Source organism: Rhizobium sp. BK289 (genome assembly GCF_014193575.1).
Classification (GTDB): domain Bacteria; phylum Pseudomonadota; class Alphaproteobacteria; order Rhizobiales; family Rhizobiaceae; genus Rhizobium; species Rhizobium tropici_C.
Genome location: NZ_JACHZO010000012.1, coordinates 15,333 through 36,051, shown reverse-complemented (window position 1 = coordinate 36,051; position 20,719 = coordinate 15,333). Strand labels below are relative to the sequence as shown.

Below are 20,719 nucleotides of genomic sequence, written 5' to 3'. Positions count from 1 at the left end.
TCAGGCTCCGCGCTGCAGCTGATCGGCGCGGATCCAGACCAGCATCTCGCCCGGATCGCGATTATCCCAGAGATGATAGGGCACGAAACGCGCAGTGGAGGCGGTCCTTTTCGGTGATGTGGTCCGGTAAAGGTCGGAGCCCCAGTCCGCCTCATCGCGCATGACCGAAACATCGAGCGCCACCGCCCCCTCCAGTGCGGCAATTTCCGTTGTCTTGGCGGTGGCCGGATCACTCGAAAGCGAAATGCCGTTGAGGTCATGGCCATTGTCGGTGGTTTCGACGCAATAGACGAGCGGACCCCGCATCAGGGCCGCGCGTCCGGCATCCTGGCGGACTTTTGGATTGGCAAACAGCGTGCGCGGGATCAGCGGAAGGGTGAGGTCGACGCTGTCGCCCGCCTTCCACTCGCGCTCGATGCGGGCATAGCCATCGACGGTGATCGCTGCCAAATCGACCGGTGCACCATGGATTGCGAGCGTCGCGCCCTCGGCCCATTCGGGAATGCGCAGCGATAGTGCGAATTTGGCTGCGCGATCTGGATTGACCTCGAAGCGAATGGCGCCGTCCCATGGATAGCGCGTCGTCTGGGAAAGCTGCACGTTCACGCCGCCAGCGAGTGGCACGCGGGCCTTGCTCTCGCCGTAGAGGTGGACGGCGATCTCATTGTCGGCCGCGGCATACATATAGGAGCCGACGGAGGCGAGCAGGCGCGCGATATTGGGCGGGCAGCAGGGGCAATGGTGCCAGGTCCAGCGATGATGCTTGCCGGCGCTCTCCAGCGGGTTTTCGTAGAAGAAGGTCTTGCCGTCCTGCGACAGACCCGCCATGGCACCGTTATAGAGCGCCACTTCCATGATATCGGCATAGCGGCGGTTCGGGCCGCGACCGAGCATGCGGCTGGCCCAGAAGACCAGGCCGACGGAGGCGCAGGTCTCGGCATAGGCGCTTTCGTTCGGCAGATCGTAATAGTCGGTGAAGCCTTCGTTCGAGGCAGCCGGCCCGATGCCGCCGGTCACATACATCTGCTTGGTCGTCAGATCGTCCCAAAGCGTCTCGAGTGCTGCAGTCAGCGTATCGTCGTTATATTCCGTAGCAATATCGGCCATGCCGGAATAGAGATACATGGCGCGCACGGCATGGCCGACGACCTTGGTCTGTTGGCGCACCGGCAGGTGCGACTGGCTGTATTCGTAGGTCTTCTGCACGAAATTCTTCGGATCGCGGCCGTCGCGAAGCGCTTCCTCGGTGAAGAAATGCGGTTCCTGGCCGCGCTCGTCGATGAAGTATTTGGCGAGATCGAGATACTTCTTCTCACCGGTGACGCGGCCGAGCTTGACCAGTGCGAGTTCCACCTCTTCATGGCCGCAATAGCCGCGCAGCTGGCCTTCGCCATGGCCGAAAACGGTGATCATGTAATCGGCAAAACGGCTCATGATGTCGAGCAGCTTGCGCTTGCCCGTCGCCTGGTAATAGGCGACGGCCGCCTCGATCAGATGGCCGGCGCAATAGAGTTCGTGATGATCGCGCAGGTTGGTCCAGCGACGGCCCGGCTGAACGCGCTGGAACCAGGCGTTCAGATAGCCGTCCTCCTGCTGCAGCTTCTCATACATGTCGATGATGGCGTCCGCACGCGCCTCCAATTCGGTATTGGGGCGGCGATAGAGGGAATAGGCGATGGTTTCGATCGACTTGCCGAGATCGCTGTCCCAGAACATCTGCGTCGAGCCTGACCAGGTCTGCAAGGGAATGACGATGCCAGGGCTTGGTTGGTCGACGTCGATGGCCTTGATCATGCCGGCCTCGACGCAGCGGTCGAGCAAGGTTGCTGCGGTGGAATTGCAGATGGCATCCTGGCGAGCGCCGAAAAGGCCAGCAAGCTCGACATTCGGAACGGGCAGGGGGCGAAACTGGCGGCTTTGCTTGTCAGACATGGCTTTGATCCGTTGTTGAAAGGGTTATTTCACCGCGCCGGCCATGAGCCCGCGCATGTAGTAGCGTTGCAGAAGCAGGAAGACGATGACGCAGGGGATGGTCATGACGGCGATGCCGGCCTGGACCGCACCCCAGTTGACGGCACCGAGGCGACCGGTCCTAACGGCGATCATCAGCACCGGCAGGGTGAATTTCTCATTGCTCGACAAGAGCACCAACGCGGCCAGGAACTCGTTCCAGGCATTGAGGAAGGCGAAGATCGCAACGGTCGCGACACCCGGCAGCACCAAGGGGAAGAGGACGCGAAAGAGAAGCTTCAGATCGCGTGCGCCGTCGATGCGTGCCGCTTCCTCGATTTCCTTCGGCACGGCGTCGAAGGCGTTGCGCATCATGAAGACCGAGAAGGGAAGCTGCAGCGTCACATAGACGAGCGTCAGCCCGATCAGCGAATTGTTGAGGCCGAGCCGTGCCAGGATGATGAAGAGCGGTGTCAGGATTGACTGGAAGGGGATCATCAGCGTTGCGATGATCAGGATGAAGAGCGCGCCCTTGAAGGGAAAGCGATAGCGCGAAAAGCCATAGCCGGCGAGCAGGCTGACGATGACGGTCAGAAGCACGGTTGTGACGGAGACGAAGAGCGAATTCAGCGTGTGCTGAATGACCCCGGCGCCGAAGCCATCGAGCGAGCGATAGGCGTCGAAGCTGAAGCCGGTCGTCGGCCACGGCGGCAAGGGCGGAAGGCTGGCTTCGGTTCCATGCCGGAATGACGACAGCAGTGCGATGGCGAACGGCGCGAAGAAGAAGATAACGATGACAACGCCGATGCCGTGATAGCCGATGCCATTTAAGAGCTTGCGCCTTGCGCGGCGTTCCTTTGCGGTGGTCATGGCCTGGATCATTGCTTGTCCTCCCCGACACGCAGCAGCCAGAGCTGGACGATGCTGATCAGCACCAGGATGACGAGGAGCGCGATCGAGAGTGCCGCGCCATAGCCGAGATTGAAGGACACGAAGGACTGGTTGAAGATGTAGTAGACGACCGAGATCATCCGGTTCTGCGGGCCGCCTGATGTCATGATGTAGAATTGATCGAAGGCAAGCACCGAGCCGGTGATGGAAATGATCAGCGCCAGCGCGATCGTGCGGCGCATCAGCGGCAGGGTCAGATGCCGGAAGCGCTGCCAGCGCTTGGCGCCATCGATGCGAGCGGCCTCAGTCAGTTCGGAGGGGATTGCCTGCAGGCCGGTCAGCAGAATGATCATGGTGAAGCCAGCGATCTTCCAGACCACCATGACGATGATGGTTGCGAAGGCCATGTCGAAATCGGCAAGCAGGTTCGGTCGCTTGTCGACAAGACCAAGCGCCATTGCCACGGGTGCGAAGAAGCCGGCGTCGACATTGGCGAGCCAGACCCAGAGCAGCGAGGCCGTCGCGAGCCCGACGACGACGGGAAGGAAGATGATCGTTCGGTAGAAGCCGACGAAGGGCTTGTGCTTTTCGACGAAGAAGGCGAGCGGAAAGGCGACGGCGAAGATCGCGATGGTGACGACGACGGTGTAATAGGCGGTAAAGCGCAGCGCCCCCATGAAACGCACGTCCGAGATCATGCGGACATAATTGCCGAAGCCGATCCAGCGGGGATTGCCGAGCAATGGCCAGTTGTGGAAGCTCATCCAGAAAGTAAAGACCACGGGCAGCACGAAGAAGACGATAACGAGCGCCATGGCCGGCGCTATGTACAGAAACCCATGCCAGCCGGCACGCTTTCGCCGTTTTCGCGGACGCGCGGTTGCGATAGCTCCAGGGCCAGCCATGGAATGCTCCCGATGTTGCGATGGAGGGACCGGGGAGTGTCGAAGCCCCCCGGCGTTCATGGGTCGATTATTGTTGCGCGTTGTCGATGATCGACTGCATCTCCGATTGGGCATTGGAGAATGCACCATCGACATCGCTTCCGAAGATGGCTGCGTTGGTGAAGCCCGCCCAGGGACCGTTGGCGCTGTTGATCAGGTCATTGAATTGCAGCGTATAGGGCGTCTTGGCGACGGCGATCGCCTTCAGGCCGACCTGCATACGGGGATCGAGACCCTGCAGCACCTGGTCGGCGATATCGCCGCGTGTCGGAAGGCTACCGTATTTCGCCATGATCTTCTGTCCCTCGAGCGAATAGGTGTATTCGAGGAACTTCTTCACGGCATCGAGCTTCTTCGTGCCTTTGGAGATGACGAAATTGTCGCCGCCGGCAAAGGAGGACGGCTTGCCGTCGACGCCGGGGATCAGCGTCACGCCGAAATGGATATCGGGATATTGCGTGATCAGCGTGCCGATCGAGAAGGCGCCGATGCTCTGCTGACCGATCTTGCCGTTGCTGATGCTGAGGAAGTTGGCGCCGGTGTCGCTTGCGGCTCCCGCCGGCACCAGATCCTTCTTCACCAAATTGCGGTAGATGTCGACCGCCTTGCGCATTTGCGGCGTGTCGAGCGTCGCCTTCTTGCCATCTTCCGAGAGAATGTCGGCGCCGGCACCCCAGACGAGCGGCGTAAAGGTGAAGATCATGCACCCGCCGCAGCCGCCGCCAGAGAAGTAGAAGCCGTAGGTATCGCTTCCGAGCGCGCGGATCTTTTCGGCATTGCTCGTGATCTCGTCCCAGCTGGTCGGCGCCTTTTCAGGGTCGAGGCCCGCCTTTTTATAGAGATCCTTGTTCCACGCAAAGACCGAGGTCTCGACGGAGAGCGGCAGGCCATAGATGTGGCCGTCATAGGTGCCGAGCTTCACATGCGAGGGCGAAAGCGAATTGAAATAGGGCAGGCTCTTGGCCCAGTCCGTCAGATCCTCCAGCTGGCCGGCCGCAGCGAAGGCCGGCGTATAGATGAGGTCCATCGACAGGGCGTCGGGCGCCTGGCCGCCGGCAATGGCCGTGGCATATTTCTGCACGAGTTCGGCAAAAGGCACTTCCGTCAGCGTGACCTTGTCGTCATGGCCGGCATTATAGGCCTCCACGACCTTTTTGAAGGAATCGCCAATGCCGCTTCGCACCCACATGGAGATGTTTTCGGCAGATGCGGCGGATGCAAGGCACAAGGATATGAGGCCGGTTGCGGCCAGAAATCGCTTCATCATGTTCTCCTCCCATAGGGGTACTCCCGTCAGCCCCTTTTTCCTCTATCAACGATCGGGGCTTCCCCCGCATGATTGCCGCACGACAAGCTCGCAGGGCAAAGTTCTGATGCCAGGTTCGACGCTGCGCCCTTCCGCAAGCGCGAGAACCGTCAGCCCGGCCTCGCGGCCAAGCGCCTTGAGATTCATGTCGACCGTCGTCAGCGGCGGCCGTGTCTGGGCGGCGACGATGTCCCAATTGTCGAAACCCACCACCGAGACGTCCTCCGGCACCCGCACGCCGCGCTCGCGCAGCGCATCGACGACGGCGCGGGCGATCTGGTCGTTGCCGCAGAAGATCGCGTCCGGCTTTGCTCCGGCCGCGCTCCAGAGCTGCGCGACGGCCTCGTGTCCCCAGGCCTCGGACCACATTCCGTACATGACCGGCAGCCGGTCTCCGGCGAGGTCGCGATAGGCCTTGGCGCGCTCACGCACCGAGACGAAGCTTTCAGGGCCGGTCACATGGGCGATCCGGCGTCGGCCGAGCCCCTGCAACCATTCAACAGCAAGCGCAGCCCCCTGATAGTCATCCGCACAGAAGGTGACGCTTCCCGGTGCGCCTTCGGTGAATGCGTAGATCACCGGAACCGGCAGGTTGGAGAGATCGACAGGCAGGCGGCGGTCGATCCGCTTTCCCGAGGCGATGATACCATCCACATGCTTATCCAACATGGCGTCCACATGAACCTTTCCAAGCGCCGGATCGTCCTCGATCGTGCAAAGAAAGACCGAGACGCCGTGATCGACAAGTGCTTCCGTGATGCCGGCCATGACCGGCAGCGTGAAGCGACCGTATGTATCATTTGTCAGAAGACCGATCGTAAAGGTGCGATTGCTGAGCAAGCCCCTGGCCAAGGCATTCGGACGGAAGCCTATGTCGGCGGCAGCGCGCTTGACCCTCTCGCGCGTCTCGTCGCCCATGCGGCCGGTATTGTTCAAAGCCTTGGATGCCGTTGAAATGCTCACACCTGCAGCCGCCGCAACGTCGTGAATCGTTGCGCGTCCGCTTTTCGCACGCTGATTTTCCAGATGTCTTCTCCCAGTCAGTTTTCATGAGAAAAGCTTTTCTCTAGGCGAGAGTCAATATGAGAAAAGCTTTTCTCAAAAATTTCTGTACAGAAGAGAAGGAGGTCCGGAAGCTGGATGTGGGCCGTAGCGAATTTGCAGGTCACTGCAGATGTGCGCCATGAAAACGAAGCGGCGGCTGAGACACTGTCGGTCCGGCCGCCGCGTAAGTTCTAGATCGCTGTCAGCTTTAGCCGATCGTCATCAGGCTGGCATTGCCGCCGGCAGCCGCGGTGTTGATCGATGTCGTCACCTCTTCGAGCAGCCAGTTGAGGCAATAGGCATCGGTGTTCTTGGCAATTTCCTCGCTCGACGCAGCCTGTGTGAGAACCAGCGGACCGGGGATAGCCGAGATCGTCTTGATCGCCTGCTGGACGCGTGCTGCATCACCTTCGATGAGAGCGCCGGCAAACGGTCCATCCGCTGTCCAGTCTTTCGTCCAGGAAATGCGGTTTGCGATCTGCGCCGGCAGGCCATCGAGCTCTTTATGCAAGCCGGATGCTGCATCGATGACGATCGAATTGCCTGTTGCAAGGCCTGCGGCGATTTGGACATGCAGGCCAAGTGCTGTCTGTGGAGCGAGCAGGATTCTCCCTCGCGGATGCAGCGCATAGAGGTTCATCTCGCCGACCGGGCCTTGCAGCTCGGTATTGAAGCCGAGCGACGACTGGGCGGTGACGGCGCGCGCCTGTTTGGCCGCATCCGCAGCGCCCTTGCTTTCGAGCCAGGCGATGAACTGCTGTGCAGCCGGATCAGCCTGCACGGAGGCATCGCGCAACGGTTCTGTCGGGGAAGCTACCAGACGGCGCAAATACATCGGGCCACCAGCCTTCGGGCCTGTGCCTGAGAGGCCGCGGCCGCCAAAAGGCTGGACGCCGACGACAGCGCCGATGATGTTGCGGTTGACGTAGAGATTGCCGGCGCGGACGCGCTCCGTGACATGGGCGATCGTATCGTCAAGCCGGGTGTGCAGGCCGAAGGTCAGGCCGTAGCCGGATGCATTGATGGCGGCGATGAGCTTATCCAGCCCCTTACGCTGATAGCGCATGATGTGAAGGACCGGGCCGAACACCTCGCGCTTCAGATCGCTCAGCTTCTTCAGCTCGATAATGGTCGGAGCAACGAACGTGCCCTTCTCAGCGCTTTCGGGAAGGTCGAGCTGTTCGACGTTGCAGCCAAGCTTGCGCATGCGTTCGATATGCTCGTCGATGCGACGCTTGGCGTTGTCGTCGATGACGGGGCCGATATCGACGGCGAGCTGGTCGGTCTTGCCGACGGAGAGCTCGCGAAGCGCGCCGCGCAGCATGGCCAACGTGCGGTCGGCGACTTCCTCCTGCAGGCAGAGGACGCGCAGGGCCGAGCAGCGCTGACCGGCGCTGTCGAAGGCCGAGGCGATGACGTCGCCGACCACCTGTTCGGCGAGGGCAGAGGAATCGACGATCATGCCGTTCTGCCCGCCGGTTTCGGCGATCAACGGGATCGGCTTGCCGAATTTGGAAAGCCGCTCGGCCAGCTGCGCCTGGATCAGGCAGGCAACTTCCGTGGAACCGGTGAACATGACGCCGGCGGTTTCGGGAGCGCCAACGAGGGCGGCCCCCATTTGTCCGCCGCCCGGGACAAATTGCAGAACATCGCGCGGAATACCGGCCTCATGTAGGATGCGGACGCCTTGGGCTGCGATCAGCGGTGTATTGCCGGCCGGCTTCGCAACGACTGGATTGCCCGCGACCAAAGCGGCCGCGATCTGGCCGGTAAAGATCGCCAATGGGAAGTTCCATGGGCTGATGCAGACGACGGGGCCAAGGGGCACGCTCTCCGGCTTCAGTATTTGGCGTGCCTGAGCGGCGTAATAGCGAAGGAAATCGATCGCCTCCCTAATTTCGCCGACCGCGTTTGCGGCCGATTTGCCGGCTTCGCGGATGGTCAGGCCGACGAGAACAGGCATCTCGCTCTGCATGAGATCGGCAGCACGCTCAAGGATCGCGGCGCGCTCATTAGGGTGCACGGCTGCCCAACGCTCGGTAGCCGCGGCCGCAAACCGCATGACGTCGGGTGCATCCTCCGGCTCCAGTTCTGTGACATGGCCAACAATATCGGCGTGGTCGGCAGGATTGAGGACGGCGCGGCCCACGCCGCGTTCGGAGCCATCGGCGAGAAGCGGCTTGGCGGTCCAGTCTCTGGCTGCCGAGGCTTGTAGCTGCGCGGATAGGTCGGTGAGCGCTGCTTCATTCGAGAGATCGACGCCGGCGGAATTCCGTCGCGCGCCGCCGAACAGATCGGCCGGGAGAGCGATCTTGTCGTGCTGCGCGCCGACTACGCTCATGGCGCGCACGATCTCGACGGGATCGGCAATCAGCTCGGAAACGGACACGGCTGGATCGGCGATCTTGTTGACGAAAGAGGAGTTGGCGCCGTTTTCGAGCAGGCGGCGGACAAGATAGGCGAGCAGCGTTTCATGGGTGCCGACCGGCGCGTAGATCCGGCAGGGGCGATTGAGATTTTCGGCGCCAACCACCTCTTCATAGAGTGGCTCGCCCATGCCGTGCAGGCACTGGAATTCGTATTTGCCGACCGCAAAATCGTCCCCAGCCATATGGTAGATTGTGGCCAGGCTCTGCGCATTATGGGTGGCGAACTGCGGGAAGACCACGTCGGTCGCGGCCAGCAGCTTTTTGGCGCAGGCAATATAGGAGACATCTGTGTAGATCTTGCGGGTATAGACAGGGAAGCCTTCGAGGCCATCCAGCTGCGCGCGCTTGATCTCGGCGTCCCAATAGGCGCCCTTGACGAGGCGGACCATGAGGCGATGCCCCGAGCGGCGGGCAAGATCGATGATGAAATCGAGGACGAACGGGCAGCGCTTGCCATAGGCCTGGACGACGAAGCCGATGCCGTCCCAGCCGGAAAGATCCGGATCGAGGCACAGCTCTTCCAGCAGATCGAGCGAGAGTTCCAGCCGATCCGCCTCCTCGGCATCGATGTTCAGGCCGATATTGTAGCGCTTGGCGAGCAGCGCCAGCGCCTTTACCTTCGGTAGAAGCTCGCCCATCACCCTGTCGGCCTGCGAACGCGAATAGCGCGGGTGCAGCGCGGAGAGCTTGATGGAGATGCCGGGGCCTTCATAGATGCCGCGGCCGGCCGAGGCCTTGCCGATCGCATGGATGGCGTTTTCATAGTCGCGATAATAGCGCTCGGCATCGGCGTGGGTCGTCGCGGCTTCGCCGAGCATGTCGTAGGAATAGCGGAAGCCCTTCGCTTCGAGCGCACGTGCTCGTTTCAATGCTTCATCGATGGTCTCGCCGGTGACGAACTGTTCGCCCATCATGCGCATGGCCATGTCGACGCCGCGGCGGATGACGGGCTCGCCGGCGCGGGCGATCAGCTTTGTCAGCGCGGCAGAAAGGCCGCCTTCGTTGACGGTGGAGGTCAGTTTGCCGGTGACGACGAGGCCCCAAGTCGCGGCATTGACGAACATCGAACGGCCGCCGCCCAGATGCGACCTCCAGTCACCGCCGGCGATCTTGTCTCGGATCAGCGCATCGCGCGTCGCCGTGTCGGGAATGCGCAGCAGCGCCTCGGCAAGGCACATCAGTGCGACGCCTTCCTGGCTGGAGAGGGAATATTCCTGCACCAATCCCTCGACGCCGTCGCCCTTGTGTTTGGCGCGCAGCACTTCGATCAGCTTCCTGGCTGTCTTCTTCGCCGCTTCGCGCGTCGCGTCCGGCAAGGTCGCCGCTTCGACGAGGAAGGGCAGGCACTCGGTCTCGGGGCGCCTGTAGGCGGCAGTGATCGCCTGGCGAAGCGGGCTCTGCTCACGAATGGGCGGTGCGAAATGCGAAAATGGGGCAGCGTCCGGAGCTGGTTCTTCAGTGGCGAGCTTGGCAGAGACAGTCATGATAACCTCAAGGTGCAAGGGTCCCGATGGCTTGTGGGCGTCGGCGATATCGCCCACGCAGCCCTCCCGTTGCTTCGACGCGAACATACTTCATTCCAGAAAAGCATTCCGCCTTGAAACCGCGGCTTTCCAGTCATATTGAACTTCAATAGCGCTTATTTCAAATAGGAATGCCTGCAAAAATGACCAAATCCAGTGAAATTGACCAGTTCGACCAAAAGATCCTCGATGCACTCGTCGAAGACGGCCGTATGTCGATCACGGAGCTTTCAGAGCGGGTCGGCCTTTCCAAGACTCCCTGCCAGGCGCGCCTGAAAAAACTGATCGATTCCGGCTATATCGATGGCTTCAAGGCCATACTCAATCCGATCAAGCTCGGCCTCGATCACGTCGCCTTTGCCGAGGTGAAGCTGACCGATACCCGCGAGGAAGCTTTGCTCAGCTTCAACAACGCCGTCAAGAAGATCAAGGAAATCGAGGAGTGCCACATGATCGCCGGCCGCTTCGACTATCTCCTCAAGGTGCGGACCTCGGATATCCGCCGCTACCGCATCGTTCTCGGCGAGAAAATTTCCAGCCTGCCTTTCGTGGCTAGCACATCCACCAATGTGGTGATGCAGTCGGTCAAGGAAAACTGGTCGTGAAGCCGCTTTGCCCGTCGTGCGCGTTCTCACGCGCTGGATGAGCCCCCCATCAGCCAACTCATCTTGCTGGCTAAACAATGGTCTAGATTTTGCCATCCGAATCGGATCATTGCGAGGTGCTAAAATAAGTAAGCCAGAATAGTTGAGATGGAGTGGGCATGGAGATCAATGCCGGCGATCGCGACCTTGTCGAAGTCATGAAGCGGTACTTTGCTGTCAAGGCCGAGGTCGAGGACGTGAAATCCCGCCTGGAGGCGGCAAGGCAAGAGAGTGGCGAAGAGATCGGCACATTCTACAATCCGCGCACCAATCCGAACCATGCAGCCGACATCATCCGTTCCCACGCTCTCAAGCAGGAGATGGTGCGCTTGATGGATTGGGCCGAAGCCTGGGGACGCCGGAATCTGATACCGGACGAGGCCTGACGGTCAGCTACGATCGCCAGGCCATCATCGTGAAATCGGATCAATTATCGGATTTCAGTTTGCCCGCCGTCGCCCAGGACTCCTTCGAAATCTCGGTGATGACGATTTCCACCGATTCCGGCGGGCAGACGAGCGTTTCGACGGCGACCCTGGTCGCTTCGCGAACAAAGGCGCGTTTCTGGTCCTGTGTGCGTCCGGGGTGCATTTCCAAGCGAAGGATGGGCATGGTGACTCCTGATGGATTGGGGCGATAGATTATGGCGCTTGACCTCAAGCACCACGGACTATCTTGCAAAACCGGTGAGTGATAAATACGCCCGCATTTGCTTCACTCCAAACTTATAGGTATGCAATCGTGGATAAATTGGCCGGCATGGCGATGTTCGTCAGGGTGGTCGAGCATGGCAGCTTCGCCGCCGCGGCCGACATCAGCCAGGTGTCGTCAGCCATGGTGGCCAAACATATCAAGACGATCGAGCAGCGGCTCGGCGCGCGCCTGCTACACCGCACGACGCGTCGTCATCAACTGACCGAGGTCGGCAAGCTCTATTATGAGCGCTGCAAGACGGTGCTGGCGGAAGTCGAGCTTGCCGAATCTTCGGCATCCGAACTGCAATCGGTGCCGCGCGGGCGCTTGCGGCTCGTCGCGCCTGTCAGTTTCGGAACGCAAAGCCTCGTGCCGGCGCTTGTCGACTATCTGCGTGAGAATCTCGAGGTCAGTGTCGACCTGGCGCTCGACAACAATCCGCATGATCTGATCGGCGAGGGATATGAACTCGGCTTCCATATCGGCGAGCTAACGGATACCAATCTGGTCGCTCGCCCGCTGAGGCCCTACCGGCGCATTCTCGCGGCGTCGCCGGATTATCTGGATCGTTGCGGCAGGCCGCAAACCCCCGAGGATCTCGCCAATCATATGTGCCTCGGCCATTCCTATTGGCGCCTGCAGGGCCGCTGGCATCTCGTCGGCCCGGAGGGAGAAGTCCGCGAAATCGCCATAAAGGGCCGGTTCACCACGAACCAGGGCGGGGCTCTGCGCGTTGCCGCCCTGCATGGAGCCGGTATCGTGCTGCAGCCGGAATTGCTGCTCGCAGCCGATCTCGATGCCGGCCGGCTTGAGCCGGTGCTGCCGCAATGGTCTTACAAGCCGACACCGATGCATCTGGTCTATGCGCCGGATCGGCGTCCGACGGCCATGCTGCGTAGCGTCATCGATTTTCTCGTGGCCCGCTTCGGTTGACGGCCGATCCTCTTTCGCCGGCTGCCGATAGCAATGGTCCGGATGGCGGCACCTTGATTTTTGAAGTTTGCGGAGTTAAGTATATCCCAGTTGCATATCCCAGCATCGGGAGGCGGAACATGGCGAGTTCGACTGTATTCATCAGCAATCGAAGCCAGGCGGTGCGCCTGCCCAAAGCTGTCGCATTCCCTGAAGACGTGCATCAGGTCGATATCCTGAAGATCGGCCGCAGCCGTATGATCGTCCCGCAGGGCAAGCGCTGGGATGATCTCTTCCTGCATGGTCCCCGTGCCAGCGACGATTTCCTGGGTGAGCGAGAACAGCCGGTGGCGGAAGAGCGCGAGTCCTTTTGATGCTGGCCTATATGCTCGATACCAATATTTGCATTTATGTGATGAAGACCTATCCGCCCGCCGTCCGGGAGAAGTTCAACGCGGTAGCAGAACAGCTTTGCATATCGAGCATAACACTTGGTGAGTTGCACTACGGCGCCGAGAAGTCAGCCCGGCGCACGGAAAACCTGACTGCCATCGAGCATTTCGTGGCGCGGCTGGAAGTTCTGCCTTTCGACGCTAGGGCAGCTGCGCATTATGGACAGGTCCGGGCCGAGCTGGAAGGCGCCGGAACTCCTTGTGGTCCGCATGATATGCAGATCGGCGCCCATGCCCGCAGCGAGGGACTGATCGTGGTGACGAACAACATCAAGGAGTTCGTCCGCATGCCCGGCCTCCGGGTGGAGAATTGGGTGTAACCATCGCCGCGAACGCAATGGCCTTCCTGCAAACAGCGAAAGGCCTGACCCCTGCAATTCGTCTAATCGGTCTATTTACAGATCCGTCGCCGCAACGGCTTCGCCGGTCGCGGCAATCAGCCATTCGCGAAAGATCCGCGCCTCATCGGAAAGTCGGCTGGCCTCGAGCAGCCAGTAGGATTTCTCCGTGTCCGACGGCGTATTGAACAGGGTGACCAATGTCCCATTGGCCAGTTCCTCGGCAATGAGTGCGGTCGGGCAAAGACCAACGCCCTGTCCCCCGACGACGGAACCGATCATCAGGCTGAAATCGGCAAAGATCGGGCCGGGTTTCGGAGGCCGGTGGATGCCCTCAAGGGCGAACCAGCGTGTCCAGGCTGCTGTCGTTTCATCGTGCAGCAGATCCAGATCGAGAAGATCGGCCGGCTTCCTGATCGGGCCACGACGACGCTCGTATTCTGCCGCGCAGGTCGGCCTCGTTTCCGCAGTCAGAAGCGAGATGGCGTTTGCACCGGGTTTCGGGCCATGGCGTATCAGCAGATCGACGCTTGCCGCTTCCGGCGTCACCGCATCAAGTGCATAGACGATATTGATATGGATCTCGGGATGTTTCTTCCTGAATTCAGGCAATCGCGGTATCAGCCAGCGGGTGGCGACGGAAGCAATACATGCGATGCTGACTGGCCTCTCATTGCCATTCAGCCGCAGCTGCCGAGCGGCGATCTCGATATGTCCGAGACCATTTGCGACTGCCGTCCCGAAATCGCGGCCCGCCATCGTCGCCGTCACGCCGCGGGCATGACGCGTAAAGAGCTTGACACCCAGCCATCCCTCCACTGTGCGCACATGCTGGCTCACTCCCGCAGCCGTGAGATTGAGTTCGCTCGCCGCCTTGGCGAAGCTCTCGTGACGGACGGCTGCCTCGAAGGCGCGAAGGGAGGCAAGCGGGACATGTTGCATCGTTCAAGGCTAAGTAAAACTTAGCCAAAGCACAAGCGCAATCAACGTTGCGCGGAAGCTTTATATCCTTACATTGCAGGCAAACCAGTGGTTCGGCTCTCAATCGGTAAGGAATGAAACGTCGCTATGGACAATCTTTTTGATACGCCTGTTCCCGCGGATGCCGAGGAGCGTCGCCGCAAGCCGCCCGTCGTCGTCTATCCGAACGGGACGCTGCCGCCGGCCGACATGGATGTGCTGCGTGCGGCCCGCCAAGACATGGCCAAGATAGAGGACATCATCGTGCCGCCGCGCGATGGCGGCAGCTTTCGTGTGCCGAAGGGGCATTTCTTTCGCATCGTCGGCATGGAGGGCTCGCAGGTCGGCGATCTCAATCTGTGGAATGCCGATGATCTTTCCGAACGGTTCTTCAGCGGCAAGACCCGTGCGCTGCACGGCACGCATGTCGGCGTCGGGGACAGGTTATGGAGCAATCTGCCCTACCTGCGGCCGATGGCGACGATCACGCACGATACGCTCGGCTGGTACGGTTTTGATGCGGATGGAGCCGGTATCCACGATGTCATCGGCACGCGTTGCGATCCCTATACGAACCGGCTGCTGAACGGCGGCGATTATCACCGTTGCTGCCATTCCAACCTGTCGCGTGCTCTCGCCAAGGAGCTGAATATTTCCGTCCAGGACGCCGAGTTTCACGTCCACGATGTGCTGAATGTCTTCATGTGCACCGGTTTCACGCGCGACACCTATCAATATTTCATGAAGGCAAGTCCGGTGCGGCCGGGCGATTTCATCGAGTTCTTCGCCGAGATCGATCTTCTCGGCGCGCTTTCGGCCTGCCCGGGCGGCGATTGCGGCAGCGAGCATTCGAGCGATACGGTGCCCTGCTATCCATTGCGGGTGGAGATCTGGCGTCCCGAGCCTGCACGCCTTGCCGGCAGGGTTTTTCCGGAGCGCAACGCCTATCCCCGGACACACGGCCTGTAATCCGATCGTCCGAAAGGCTTCAAAAAAACATTTGCCGGCGGTTTCGTCCGCCGGCAATCCCAAAATCGTCCGTCAAGCCAAGCATCCGTCAGAAGGCAGATGCTCAGCGGATTGCTTAGTTGCACACGCGAACGCGTTCGTAGTGCCAACCGTCGTCATAGGCGTTGTCGACCTGACGATCCTCGTACCAGCACCTCGGCGGAGGCGCTTCGTACACCGGGCCTCTGTTGGCAAGGGCGCCACCGACGATCAGGCCGCCGAGGAGACCTGCGGCGACGCCGCCTGCGATCGCGCCACCATTGTGGTGATGATGGTGGCGGCGCCAGTCACCATCGCCACGCCAGTCGCCGCGATAGGGCGGGCGACCGTCGTAATACTGCGCCTGTGCGCTGCTGACCGGCGCCAACGCACCGCCGACGACCGTGGCAGCCAGCAAAACCGTGAGAATCTTCTTCTTTATCATGACTACCTCCAAAGCAGTCTTCTTGCTCAGCGAATGCGCGAGTCAATTAATCAACGTCCCGAGCATGATTATGTTCAGCTGAATATATCATGAATGTGCCGTTCATCGGGCAAAGGATTGGGAAATCGAGGCCAGAACAGCGGTGCCGGTACGAGCTCAGTGCGGAGGCAGCCGTCGCGTCGCTCCTATCCACTCAAGGGCCCGCGATTCGGGGTCGCTATTGCGGGTGATATCCGTCACGACAGCCGCGCTGTCGGCGCCATGCCCGAAGACGCCGGCAAGGCGCTCGACGGTCAATCCGCCGATCGCGACAAGTGGGAGATTGCCGATGCAGCTTTTCCATTGGCCGATACGCGCAAGACCCTGCGGCGCCCAGGCCATGGCTTTGAGAATGGTCGGATAGATCGGTCCAAGCGCGATGTAATCGGGCCCGGCAGCCAGTGCCGTTGCCAGCTCCGCCTCGTCGTGAGTCGAGAGCCCCAGCTTCAATCCGGCGGCGCGAATGGCAGCGAGATCGGCGTCGGCAAGATCCTCCTGGCCGAGATGGATGAAATCGCAGCCTTCTTCGATCGCGAGCTGCCAATAGTCGTTAATGATCAACTGGCATCCATATGCGGCACAAATTGCCTTCGATTCGCGTATATCGGCGCGGATTTCCGCCGGCATACGATCCTTGATGCGTAGCTGCACCAGTTTGACGCCGAGCGGCACCAGCCTCTTTATCCAGGCGGCGCTGTCGACGATCAGATAGAAGGGATCGAGTATCATGAGAAAACCGCCTTTCCGATGACCGGTGTCGATGGCACCGCCATATCGCGCGGCTCGAGCATGCCAGCGGCGAACGCCTGTCTGCCGGCATCGATCGCCTTGGCAAAGGCTTCCGCCATCATGGCCGGATCGCCGGCGCCGGCGACGGCCGTATTGAGCAGCACGGCATCGAAGCCGAGTTCCATGACGGTGGCCGCGTGCGAGGGCCTGCCGATGCCGGCATCCACGATCAACGGTATTTCCGGAAAATGTGCTCGCATCGATCGCAGGGCGGAAAGATTGAGAGGACCGGCCGCCGTTCCGATCGGCGCACACCAGGGCATCAGCACCTTGCATCCCGCCTCCAGCAGTCGTTCGGCGACGACGAGGTCGTCCGTCGTATAGGGAAAGACCTCGAAACCCTCGTCGGCAAGGATTCTCGCCGCCTCCACCAGCGCGAAGACATCCGGCTGCAGCGTGTCGTGGTTGCCGATGACTTCGAGCTTGATCCAGTTGGTCCGGAAGACCTCACGTGCCATCTTCGCTGTCAGCACCGCCTCGGAGACGCCGTGGCAGCCGGCGGTATTGGGCAGAATGCGAACGCCAAGTCCACGAATCATCTCGAAGAACGCACCGCCATTGCGGCCGCCTGCCGTTTCCCGGCGCAGCGATACGGTGACGATTTCGGTTGCCGAGCGCTTGACGGCCTCCGCCAGCACGGCCGGAGAGGGATAGCGCGCCGTGCCGAGAAGAAGATGCGATGTGATACGGGTTCCGTAGAGTTCGATCATGGTCAGCCTCCCTGCATTGGCGTCAGGATCTCGATCCTGTCATTGTCGGCCAAGGCGTGGTCGTCGCGTTCTTCGCGATGGATGAGTTCGCCATTGACGGCGGTTGCCAGCCACTCGCCTTCGTATTCGAGCGCGGCGAGAAGCTGCGAAAGCGTGGCTGCCTCGACGATCTGTGTTTCGCCATTGATGATCAGGCGCATTGGCGGCTCCTGTCGTTGTTGTGTCCGGAAAAGAGGAGATCCGCGGCCTCTGCCGCCATCGCCGGCGCGAGAAGGAAGCCGTGGCGATAAAGGCCGTTGATAAGAATGGTCTTGCCCTCCCGCGTCACGCGCGGAAGATTGTCTGGAAAGGCGGGACGAATGCCGGCCCCCGTTTCGACGATGGCGGCGTCGGCAAAGGCGGGATGCAGCGCATAGGCGGCGTTCAAAAGTTCCATCAGCGAGCGGGCGGTGATCGGTCCCTCGAAATCCGTCTCGATCATCGTCGCGCCGATCATGAACAGACCTTCGCCGCGCGGCACGATATAAACGGGAAATCGCGGATGCAGCAGCCGGACGGGCCGCGCAAGGGCGACCTCCTGCGTCTGTAGATAGAGCATTTCGCCGCGCACACCCCGCAATTCCCTGCTCTCGCCGACATTTGCAGCGCCCGTGCAGTCCATGACGCCGGAAAATCCGGCATCATTCGCGATGCGATCGACAAAGGTCACACCCTTCGCCGAAAGAGTGCCCTTCAACGACTGCAAGACGTCGCGAGGATCGAGATGTGCTTCCTGGGGGAAGAACAGGCCATGCCTGAAGCGACCGGCAAGGAAGGGTTCGAGGGCGGCAATTTCGCGCTCATCGATCCAGCGATAGCCTGTCGTGCGGCTGGCGAATCGCTTCAGCTCGTTTTGATCTCGGTTCGGCGCGACGACGAGCGTCCCGTTGCGGACGACCTTGCCGGGCAGAATCGCGTCCCAACGATCGGCGGAATCGCGTCCGCGCTCCAGCACGGGCTCATCGGCACTTTCCCGTTCGCACCATGGCGCCAGCATTCCGCCGGCAAGCCATGAGGCTGCTCGGCGGAAATTCGCATGGGGGTCGGCAACCGTCACCTCGGCACCGCGGGCATGCAGTTCGTGGGCGACGGTGAGGCCGGCAACGCCGGCCCCCTTGACGAGGATGCGCATGTCACTCGGCCGGCTGGGTGGAGGTTTCCACCGGCATATAGAGATCGCCGCCCTCGCGATATTTCGCCGCCATCGCTTCCAGTCCTTCCTTCTGCGCCTCGGCGCGGATGTCGTGTGAAATCCGCATGGAGCAGAATTTCGGCCCGCACATCGAGCAGAAATGCGCAACCTTGTGAGCTTCCTTCGGCAGGGTCTCGTCATGGAAGCTGCGGGCGGTATCCGGATCGAGCGAGAGGTTGAACTGGTCCTCCCAGCGGAATTCGAAGCGGGCGCGCGACAATGCGTCGTCGCGGACTTGCGCTGCTGGGTGTCCCTTGGCGAGGTCGGCCGCATGGGCGGCGATCTTATAGGTGATGACGCCTGTCTTGACGTCGTTGCGGTCGGGCAGGCCGAGATGCTCCTTCGGCGTGACATAGCAGAGCATCGCCGTCCCGAACCATCCGATCATGGCAGCGCCGATGCCCGAGGTGATGTGATCGTAGCCCGGCGCGATATCCGTCGTCAGCGGTCCGAGCGTGTAGAAGGGCGCCTCGCCGCAGACGGCGAGCTGCTTGTCCATGTTCTCCTTGATCTTGTGCATCGGAACATGGCCGGGGCCTTCGATCATCACCTGGCAGTCTTTTGCCCAGGCGATCTTCGTCAGTTCGCCGAGCGTTTCGAGCTCGGCAAACTGCGCGGCATCATTGGCATCGGCGATCGAGCCGGGGCGCAGGCCGTCGCCGAGCGAGAAGGAGACGTCATAGGCCCGGCAGATATCGCAGATTTCCTCGAAATGCTCGTAAAGGAAGCTCTCGCGGTGATGATGGAGACACCACTTGGCCATGATCGAGCCGCCGCGTGAAACGATGCCGGTAACGCGATTGACTGTCAGCGGGATGTAATGCAGCCGCACGCCGGCATGGATGGTGAAATAGTCGACGCCCTGTTCGGCCTGCTCGATCAGCGTGTCGCGATAGATCTCCCAGGTGAGCTCTTCGGCAATGCCGCCGACCTTTTCCAGCGCCTGATAGAGCGGGACGGTGCCGATCGGCAGCGGCGAATTGCGGATGATCCACTCGCGGATATTGTGGATGTTGCGGCCTGTCGAAAGGTCCATGACGGTATCGGTACCCCAGCGGGCGGCCCAGACCATCTTCTCGACTTCTTCCGCCATGGAGGAGGTGACGGCGGAATTGCCGATATTGGCGTTGATCTTCACCAGGAAGTTCCGGCCGATGATCATCGGTTCGCTTTCCGGGTGATTGATGTTGGCCGGGATGATGGCCCGGCCGGCCGCGACTTCCTGGCGGACGAATTCGGGTGTCACATGATCCGGAATATGGGCGCCGAAGCTCTCGCCGTCACGAATCAGGGTCTCGGCTTTCGCCTTGCGGCCGAGATTCTCGCGGATGGCGATGAATTCCATCTCGGGCGTGATGATGCCGGCGCGCGCATAGGCAAGCTGGGTGACGGCCTTGCCATCCTTGGCGCGCAGCGGCTGGCGCTTGGCCGGAAATTCCGGTGTCAGCCGTTCGCCGGTGACGAAGCCATTGTCTTCGGGACGCACATGCCGGCCTTCATAGGCCTCGACATCGCCGCGTGCGAGCACCCAGCTGCGGCGGAGCTGCGACAGGCCCTGTTCGATGCTGATATCGGCACCCTCGATGGTATAGGGGCCGGAGGAATCGTAGACGATAACAGGCGGCTCACCCGATGTCGGATGGACGCTGATCTCACGCATCGGTACGCGGATGTCGGTATGGATATCCCCGGGGACGTAGATCTTTCGAGAGGCCGGCAGCGGACCGGTCGTGACCGTCGGGATGAGGTTCTTTGCGGCAATGGTCATGGTTTGAGGCTCCAAGTTGCGGTTGGAGACCCAGTCAATCAGCCGGAATGATGATAAGACGCCGACATGGAATCCACGCGGGAATCCGAAGTCTTCGAGCGCTCGCACCGTCCCTACGCCAGTATGAACTGGATCAGGTTCAACGGGTCACTGCGCCCACAATCGGCAAAGCCGTATTGTTCAGCAGTATCTCAGCCCCTTGCCGGGACCCCCCTGGTGAATGCTGGAAGGCTATGCTCTTGCTTTGGCTTCTGTCAACCCTGCAATGATGACTGCATTTTTCCGCGAGCCAGCGCTTGGCGCATTGGAGAATCCACAATTTAAGCGTGTTTACACGTGAGGCGCGGCATGGCGCTCCCTCAATAATGAGGCGCCGTGTTGCCGATAAAGCGGTAGGGGACGACACCAGCGTACTGCGTTGCGGGTAATCAGCGCGTCATTGCCGAGAAGGGCGAGCGTCAGTTGCACGCCGGCCTACGCGCCGGTCTGCATCAGGGAAAAGATGGATTGCATATAATCCCTGGTGACGAGGCCGCCGAACGGGGGGGCGCTATGAAGATCAGCCGATTCTCATTCATGCGCGATTCTTCCCTTCCTATGGCCCGAATAGCTGGAATCTGGGAAGATTCGACGTTTCTGTGTGTGGCGATTTGTTGAGTTTTGT

General features: G+C 60.9%; 20 protein-coding genes and 1 riboswitch. Of the genes, 6 read left to right on the top strand and 14 right to left on the bottom strand.

What is annotated here, in order from left to right; all coding sequences use genetic code 11:
* The 6 genes from FHT84_RS22030 to putA all read right to left on the bottom strand — a co-directional run bounded on the left by FHT84_RS22030 (window position 1) and on the right by putA (window position 10,048).
* Window positions 1-1,932 carry a glycoside hydrolase family 127 protein gene (locus FHT84_RS22030; protein ID WP_183764111.1) on the bottom strand — a complete coding sequence of 644 codons (1,932 nt, stop codon included), beginning with the start codon at window positions 1,930-1,932 and terminating at the stop codon, window positions 1-3.
* Between the two features lie 24 nt (window positions 1,933-1,956).
* The gene (locus FHT84_RS22025) at window positions 1,957-2,820 is read right to left on the bottom strand and encodes a carbohydrate ABC transporter permease (protein ID WP_183764155.1); all 864 of its coding nucleotides are present in this window, start codon (window positions 2,818-2,820) and stop codon (window positions 1,957-1,959) included.
* Between the two features lie 8 nt (window positions 2,821-2,828).
* Window positions 2,829-3,746: a sugar ABC transporter permease gene (locus FHT84_RS22020; protein WP_183764114.1), complete on the bottom strand. Its 918-nt coding sequence runs from the start codon at window positions 3,744-3,746 to the stop codon at window positions 2,829-2,831.
* A 67-nt stretch (window positions 3,747-3,813) separates the two neighbouring features.
* Complete coding sequence (locus FHT84_RS22015) at window positions 3,814-5,052, bottom strand: sugar ABC transporter substrate-binding protein (RefSeq protein WP_183764117.1); 1,239 nt, start codon at window positions 5,050-5,052, stop codon at window positions 3,814-3,816.
* A gap of 45 nt (window positions 5,053-5,097) precedes the next feature.
* On the bottom strand, window positions 5,098-6,054 hold the full coding sequence (locus FHT84_RS22010) for a LacI family DNA-binding transcriptional regulator (RefSeq protein ID WP_348647369.1): 957 nt from the start codon (window positions 6,052-6,054) through the stop codon (window positions 5,098-5,100).
* Window positions 6,055-6,343: 289 nt separating this feature from the next.
* Window positions 6,344-10,048: a trifunctional transcriptional regulator/proline dehydrogenase/L-glutamate gamma-semialdehyde dehydrogenase gene (putA, locus tag FHT84_RS22005; RefSeq protein WP_113249758.1), complete on the bottom strand. Its 3,705-nt coding sequence runs from the start codon at window positions 10,046-10,048 to the stop codon at window positions 6,344-6,346.
* A 182-nt stretch (window positions 10,049-10,230) separates the two neighbouring features.
* Here putA and FHT84_RS22000 point away from each other — a divergent pair, with 182 nt between their 5' ends.
* The gene (locus tag FHT84_RS22000; protein ID WP_112342267.1) at window positions 10,231-10,692 is read left to right on the top strand and encodes an Lrp/AsnC ligand binding domain-containing protein; all 462 of its coding nucleotides are present in this window, start codon (window positions 10,231-10,233) and stop codon (window positions 10,690-10,692) included.
* Window positions 10,693-10,850: 158 nt separating this feature from the next.
* Entirely contained in the window at window positions 10,851-11,117 is a 267-nt protein-coding gene (locus FHT84_RS21995) for a hypothetical protein (RefSeq protein WP_112342266.1), read from the top strand.
* A gap of 40 nt (window positions 11,118-11,157) precedes the next feature.
* Here the strand turns inward: FHT84_RS21995 and FHT84_RS21990 are convergent, their stop codons facing one another.
* Window positions 11,158-11,343: a 4-oxalocrotonate tautomerase gene (locus FHT84_RS21990; RefSeq protein ID WP_112342265.1), complete on the bottom strand. Its 186-nt coding sequence runs from the start codon at window positions 11,341-11,343 to the stop codon at window positions 11,158-11,160.
* Window positions 11,344-11,472: 129 nt separating this feature from the next.
* Here FHT84_RS21990 and FHT84_RS21985 point away from each other — a divergent pair, with 129 nt between their 5' ends.
* From FHT84_RS21985 to FHT84_RS21975, 3 genes are all read left to right on the top strand, one after another.
* Window positions 11,473-12,357: a LysR family transcriptional regulator gene (locus FHT84_RS21985; RefSeq protein WP_112342264.1), complete on the top strand. Its 885-nt coding sequence runs from the start codon at window positions 11,473-11,475 to the stop codon at window positions 12,355-12,357.
* A gap of 119 nt (window positions 12,358-12,476) precedes the next feature.
* Entirely contained in the window at window positions 12,477-12,710 is a 234-nt protein-coding gene (vapB, locus tag FHT84_RS21980) for a type II toxin-antitoxin system VapB family antitoxin (protein WP_112342263.1), read from the top strand.
* Window positions 12,710-13,108 (top strand): type II toxin-antitoxin system VapC family toxin, encoded by a 399-nt coding sequence (locus FHT84_RS21975; RefSeq protein WP_112342262.1) that lies wholly within the window; start codon window positions 12,710-12,712, stop codon window positions 13,106-13,108. The genes vapB and FHT84_RS21975 overlap by 1 nt, the downstream gene beginning before the upstream one ends.
* A 75-nt stretch (window positions 13,109-13,183) precedes the next feature.
* On the opposite strand, the gene FHT84_RS21970 is transcribed toward FHT84_RS21975, so the two are convergent.
* Window positions 13,184-14,068: a LysR substrate-binding domain-containing protein gene (locus FHT84_RS21970; RefSeq protein ID WP_112342261.1), complete on the bottom strand. Its 885-nt coding sequence runs from the start codon at window positions 14,066-14,068 to the stop codon at window positions 13,184-13,186.
* Window positions 14,069-14,194: 126 nt separating this feature from the next.
* Here FHT84_RS21970 and FHT84_RS21965 point away from each other — a divergent pair, with 126 nt between their 5' ends.
* A complete protein-coding gene (locus FHT84_RS21965; RefSeq protein WP_183764120.1) occupies window positions 14,195-15,055 on the top strand; it encodes a DUF1989 domain-containing protein in 861 nt (286 codons plus the stop codon).
* A gap of 115 nt (window positions 15,056-15,170) precedes the next feature.
* Here the strand turns inward: FHT84_RS21965 and FHT84_RS21960 are convergent, their stop codons facing one another.
* The 6 genes from FHT84_RS21960 to thiC form a co-directional block, all read right to left on the bottom strand.
* Window positions 15,171-15,518, bottom strand: a complete 348-nt coding sequence (locus FHT84_RS21960) for a hypothetical protein (RefSeq protein ID WP_112342259.1) — start codon at window positions 15,516-15,518, stop codon at window positions 15,171-15,173.
* Between the two features lie 156 nt (window positions 15,519-15,674).
* Window positions 15,675-16,286, bottom strand: coding sequence for a thiamine phosphate synthase (locus FHT84_RS21955; RefSeq protein ID WP_112342258.1), 612 nt, complete (start codon window positions 16,284-16,286; stop codon window positions 15,675-15,677).
* Entirely contained in the window at window positions 16,283-17,056 is a 774-nt protein-coding gene (locus FHT84_RS21950; RefSeq protein ID WP_112342257.1) for a thiazole synthase, read from the bottom strand. The genes FHT84_RS21955 and FHT84_RS21950 overlap by 4 nt, the downstream gene beginning before the upstream one ends.
* A 2-nt stretch (window positions 17,057-17,058) precedes the next feature.
* Entirely contained in the window at window positions 17,059-17,256 is a 198-nt protein-coding gene (gene thiS, locus FHT84_RS21945; RefSeq protein ID WP_112342256.1) for a sulfur carrier protein ThiS, read from the bottom strand.
* Window positions 17,247-18,227, bottom strand: a complete 981-nt coding sequence (gene thiO / locus FHT84_RS21940) for a glycine oxidase ThiO (protein WP_112342255.1) — start codon at window positions 18,225-18,227, stop codon at window positions 17,247-17,249. The genes thiS and thiO overlap by 10 nt, the downstream gene beginning before the upstream one ends.
* A gap of 1 nt (window position 18,228) precedes the next feature.
* Window positions 18,229-20,055, bottom strand: a complete 1,827-nt coding sequence (thiC, locus tag FHT84_RS21935) for a phosphomethylpyrimidine synthase ThiC (protein WP_183764123.1) — start codon at window positions 20,053-20,055, stop codon at window positions 18,229-18,231.
* 92 nt (window positions 20,056-20,147) lie between these two features.
* A riboswitch (TPP riboswitch) is annotated at window positions 20,148-20,280 on the bottom strand.
* Between the last annotated feature and the right edge of the window lie 439 nt (window positions 20,281-20,719).

Bases quoted from the DNA above. Each gene is read 5' to 3' on its own strand.
- FHT84_RS21950 (WP_112342257.1), bottom strand. From the start codon at position 17,056: ATGATCGAACTCTACGGAACCCGTATCACATCGCATCTTCTTCTCGGC.
- FHT84_RS22015 (WP_183764117.1), bottom strand. From the start codon at position 5,052: ATGATGAAGCGATTTCTGGCCGCAACCGGCCTCATATCCTTGTGCCTT.
- FHT84_RS21975 (WP_112342262.1), top strand. From the start codon at position 12,710: ATGCTGGCCTATATGCTCGATACCAATATTTGCATTTATGTGATGAAG.
- FHT84_RS21960 (WP_112342259.1), bottom strand. From the start codon at position 15,518: ATGATAAAGAAGAAGATTCTCACGGTTTTGCTGGCTGCCACGGTCGTC.
- FHT84_RS21995 (WP_112342266.1), top strand. From the start codon at position 10,851: ATGGAGATCAATGCCGGCGATCGCGACCTTGTCGAAGTCATGAAGCGG.
- vapB (WP_112342263.1), top strand. From the start codon at position 12,477: ATGGCGAGTTCGACTGTATTCATCAGCAATCGAAGCCAGGCGGTGCGC.
- putA (WP_113249758.1), bottom strand. From the start codon at position 10,048: ATGACTGTCTCTGCCAAGCTCGCCACTGAAGAACCAGCTCCGGACGCT.
- FHT84_RS21965 (WP_183764120.1), top strand. From the start codon at position 14,195: ATGGACAATCTTTTTGATACGCCTGTTCCCGCGGATGCCGAGGAGCGT.
- thiS (WP_112342256.1), bottom strand. From the start codon at position 17,256: ATGCGCCTGATCATCAATGGCGAAACACAGATCGTCGAGGCAGCCACG.
- thiC (WP_183764123.1), bottom strand. From the start codon at position 20,055: ATGACCATTGCCGCAAAGAACCTCATCCCGACGGTCACGACCGGTCCG.
- FHT84_RS21955 (WP_112342258.1), bottom strand. From the start codon at position 16,286: ATGATACTCGATCCCTTCTATCTGATCGTCGACAGCGCCGCCTGGATA.
- FHT84_RS22020 (WP_183764114.1), bottom strand. From the start codon at position 3,746: ATGGCTGGCCCTGGAGCTATCGCAACCGCGCGTCCGCGAAAACGGCGA.
- thiO (WP_112342255.1), bottom strand. From the start codon at position 18,227: ATGCGCATCCTCGTCAAGGGGGCCGGCGTTGCCGGCCTCACCGTCGCC.
- FHT84_RS22025 (WP_183764155.1), bottom strand. From the start codon at position 2,820: ATGACCACCGCAAAGGAACGCCGCGCAAGGCGCAAGCTCTTAAATGGC.
- FHT84_RS21970 (WP_112342261.1), bottom strand. From the start codon at position 14,068: ATGCAACATGTCCCGCTTGCCTCCCTTCGCGCCTTCGAGGCAGCCGTC.
- FHT84_RS21990 (WP_112342265.1), bottom strand. From the start codon at position 11,343: ATGCCCATCCTTCGCTTGGAAATGCACCCCGGACGCACACAGGACCAG.
- FHT84_RS22000 (WP_112342267.1), top strand. From the start codon at position 10,231: ATGACCAAATCCAGTGAAATTGACCAGTTCGACCAAAAGATCCTCGAT.
- FHT84_RS22030 (WP_183764111.1), bottom strand. From the start codon at position 1,932: ATGTCTGACAAGCAAAGCCGCCAGTTTCGCCCCCTGCCCGTTCCGAAT.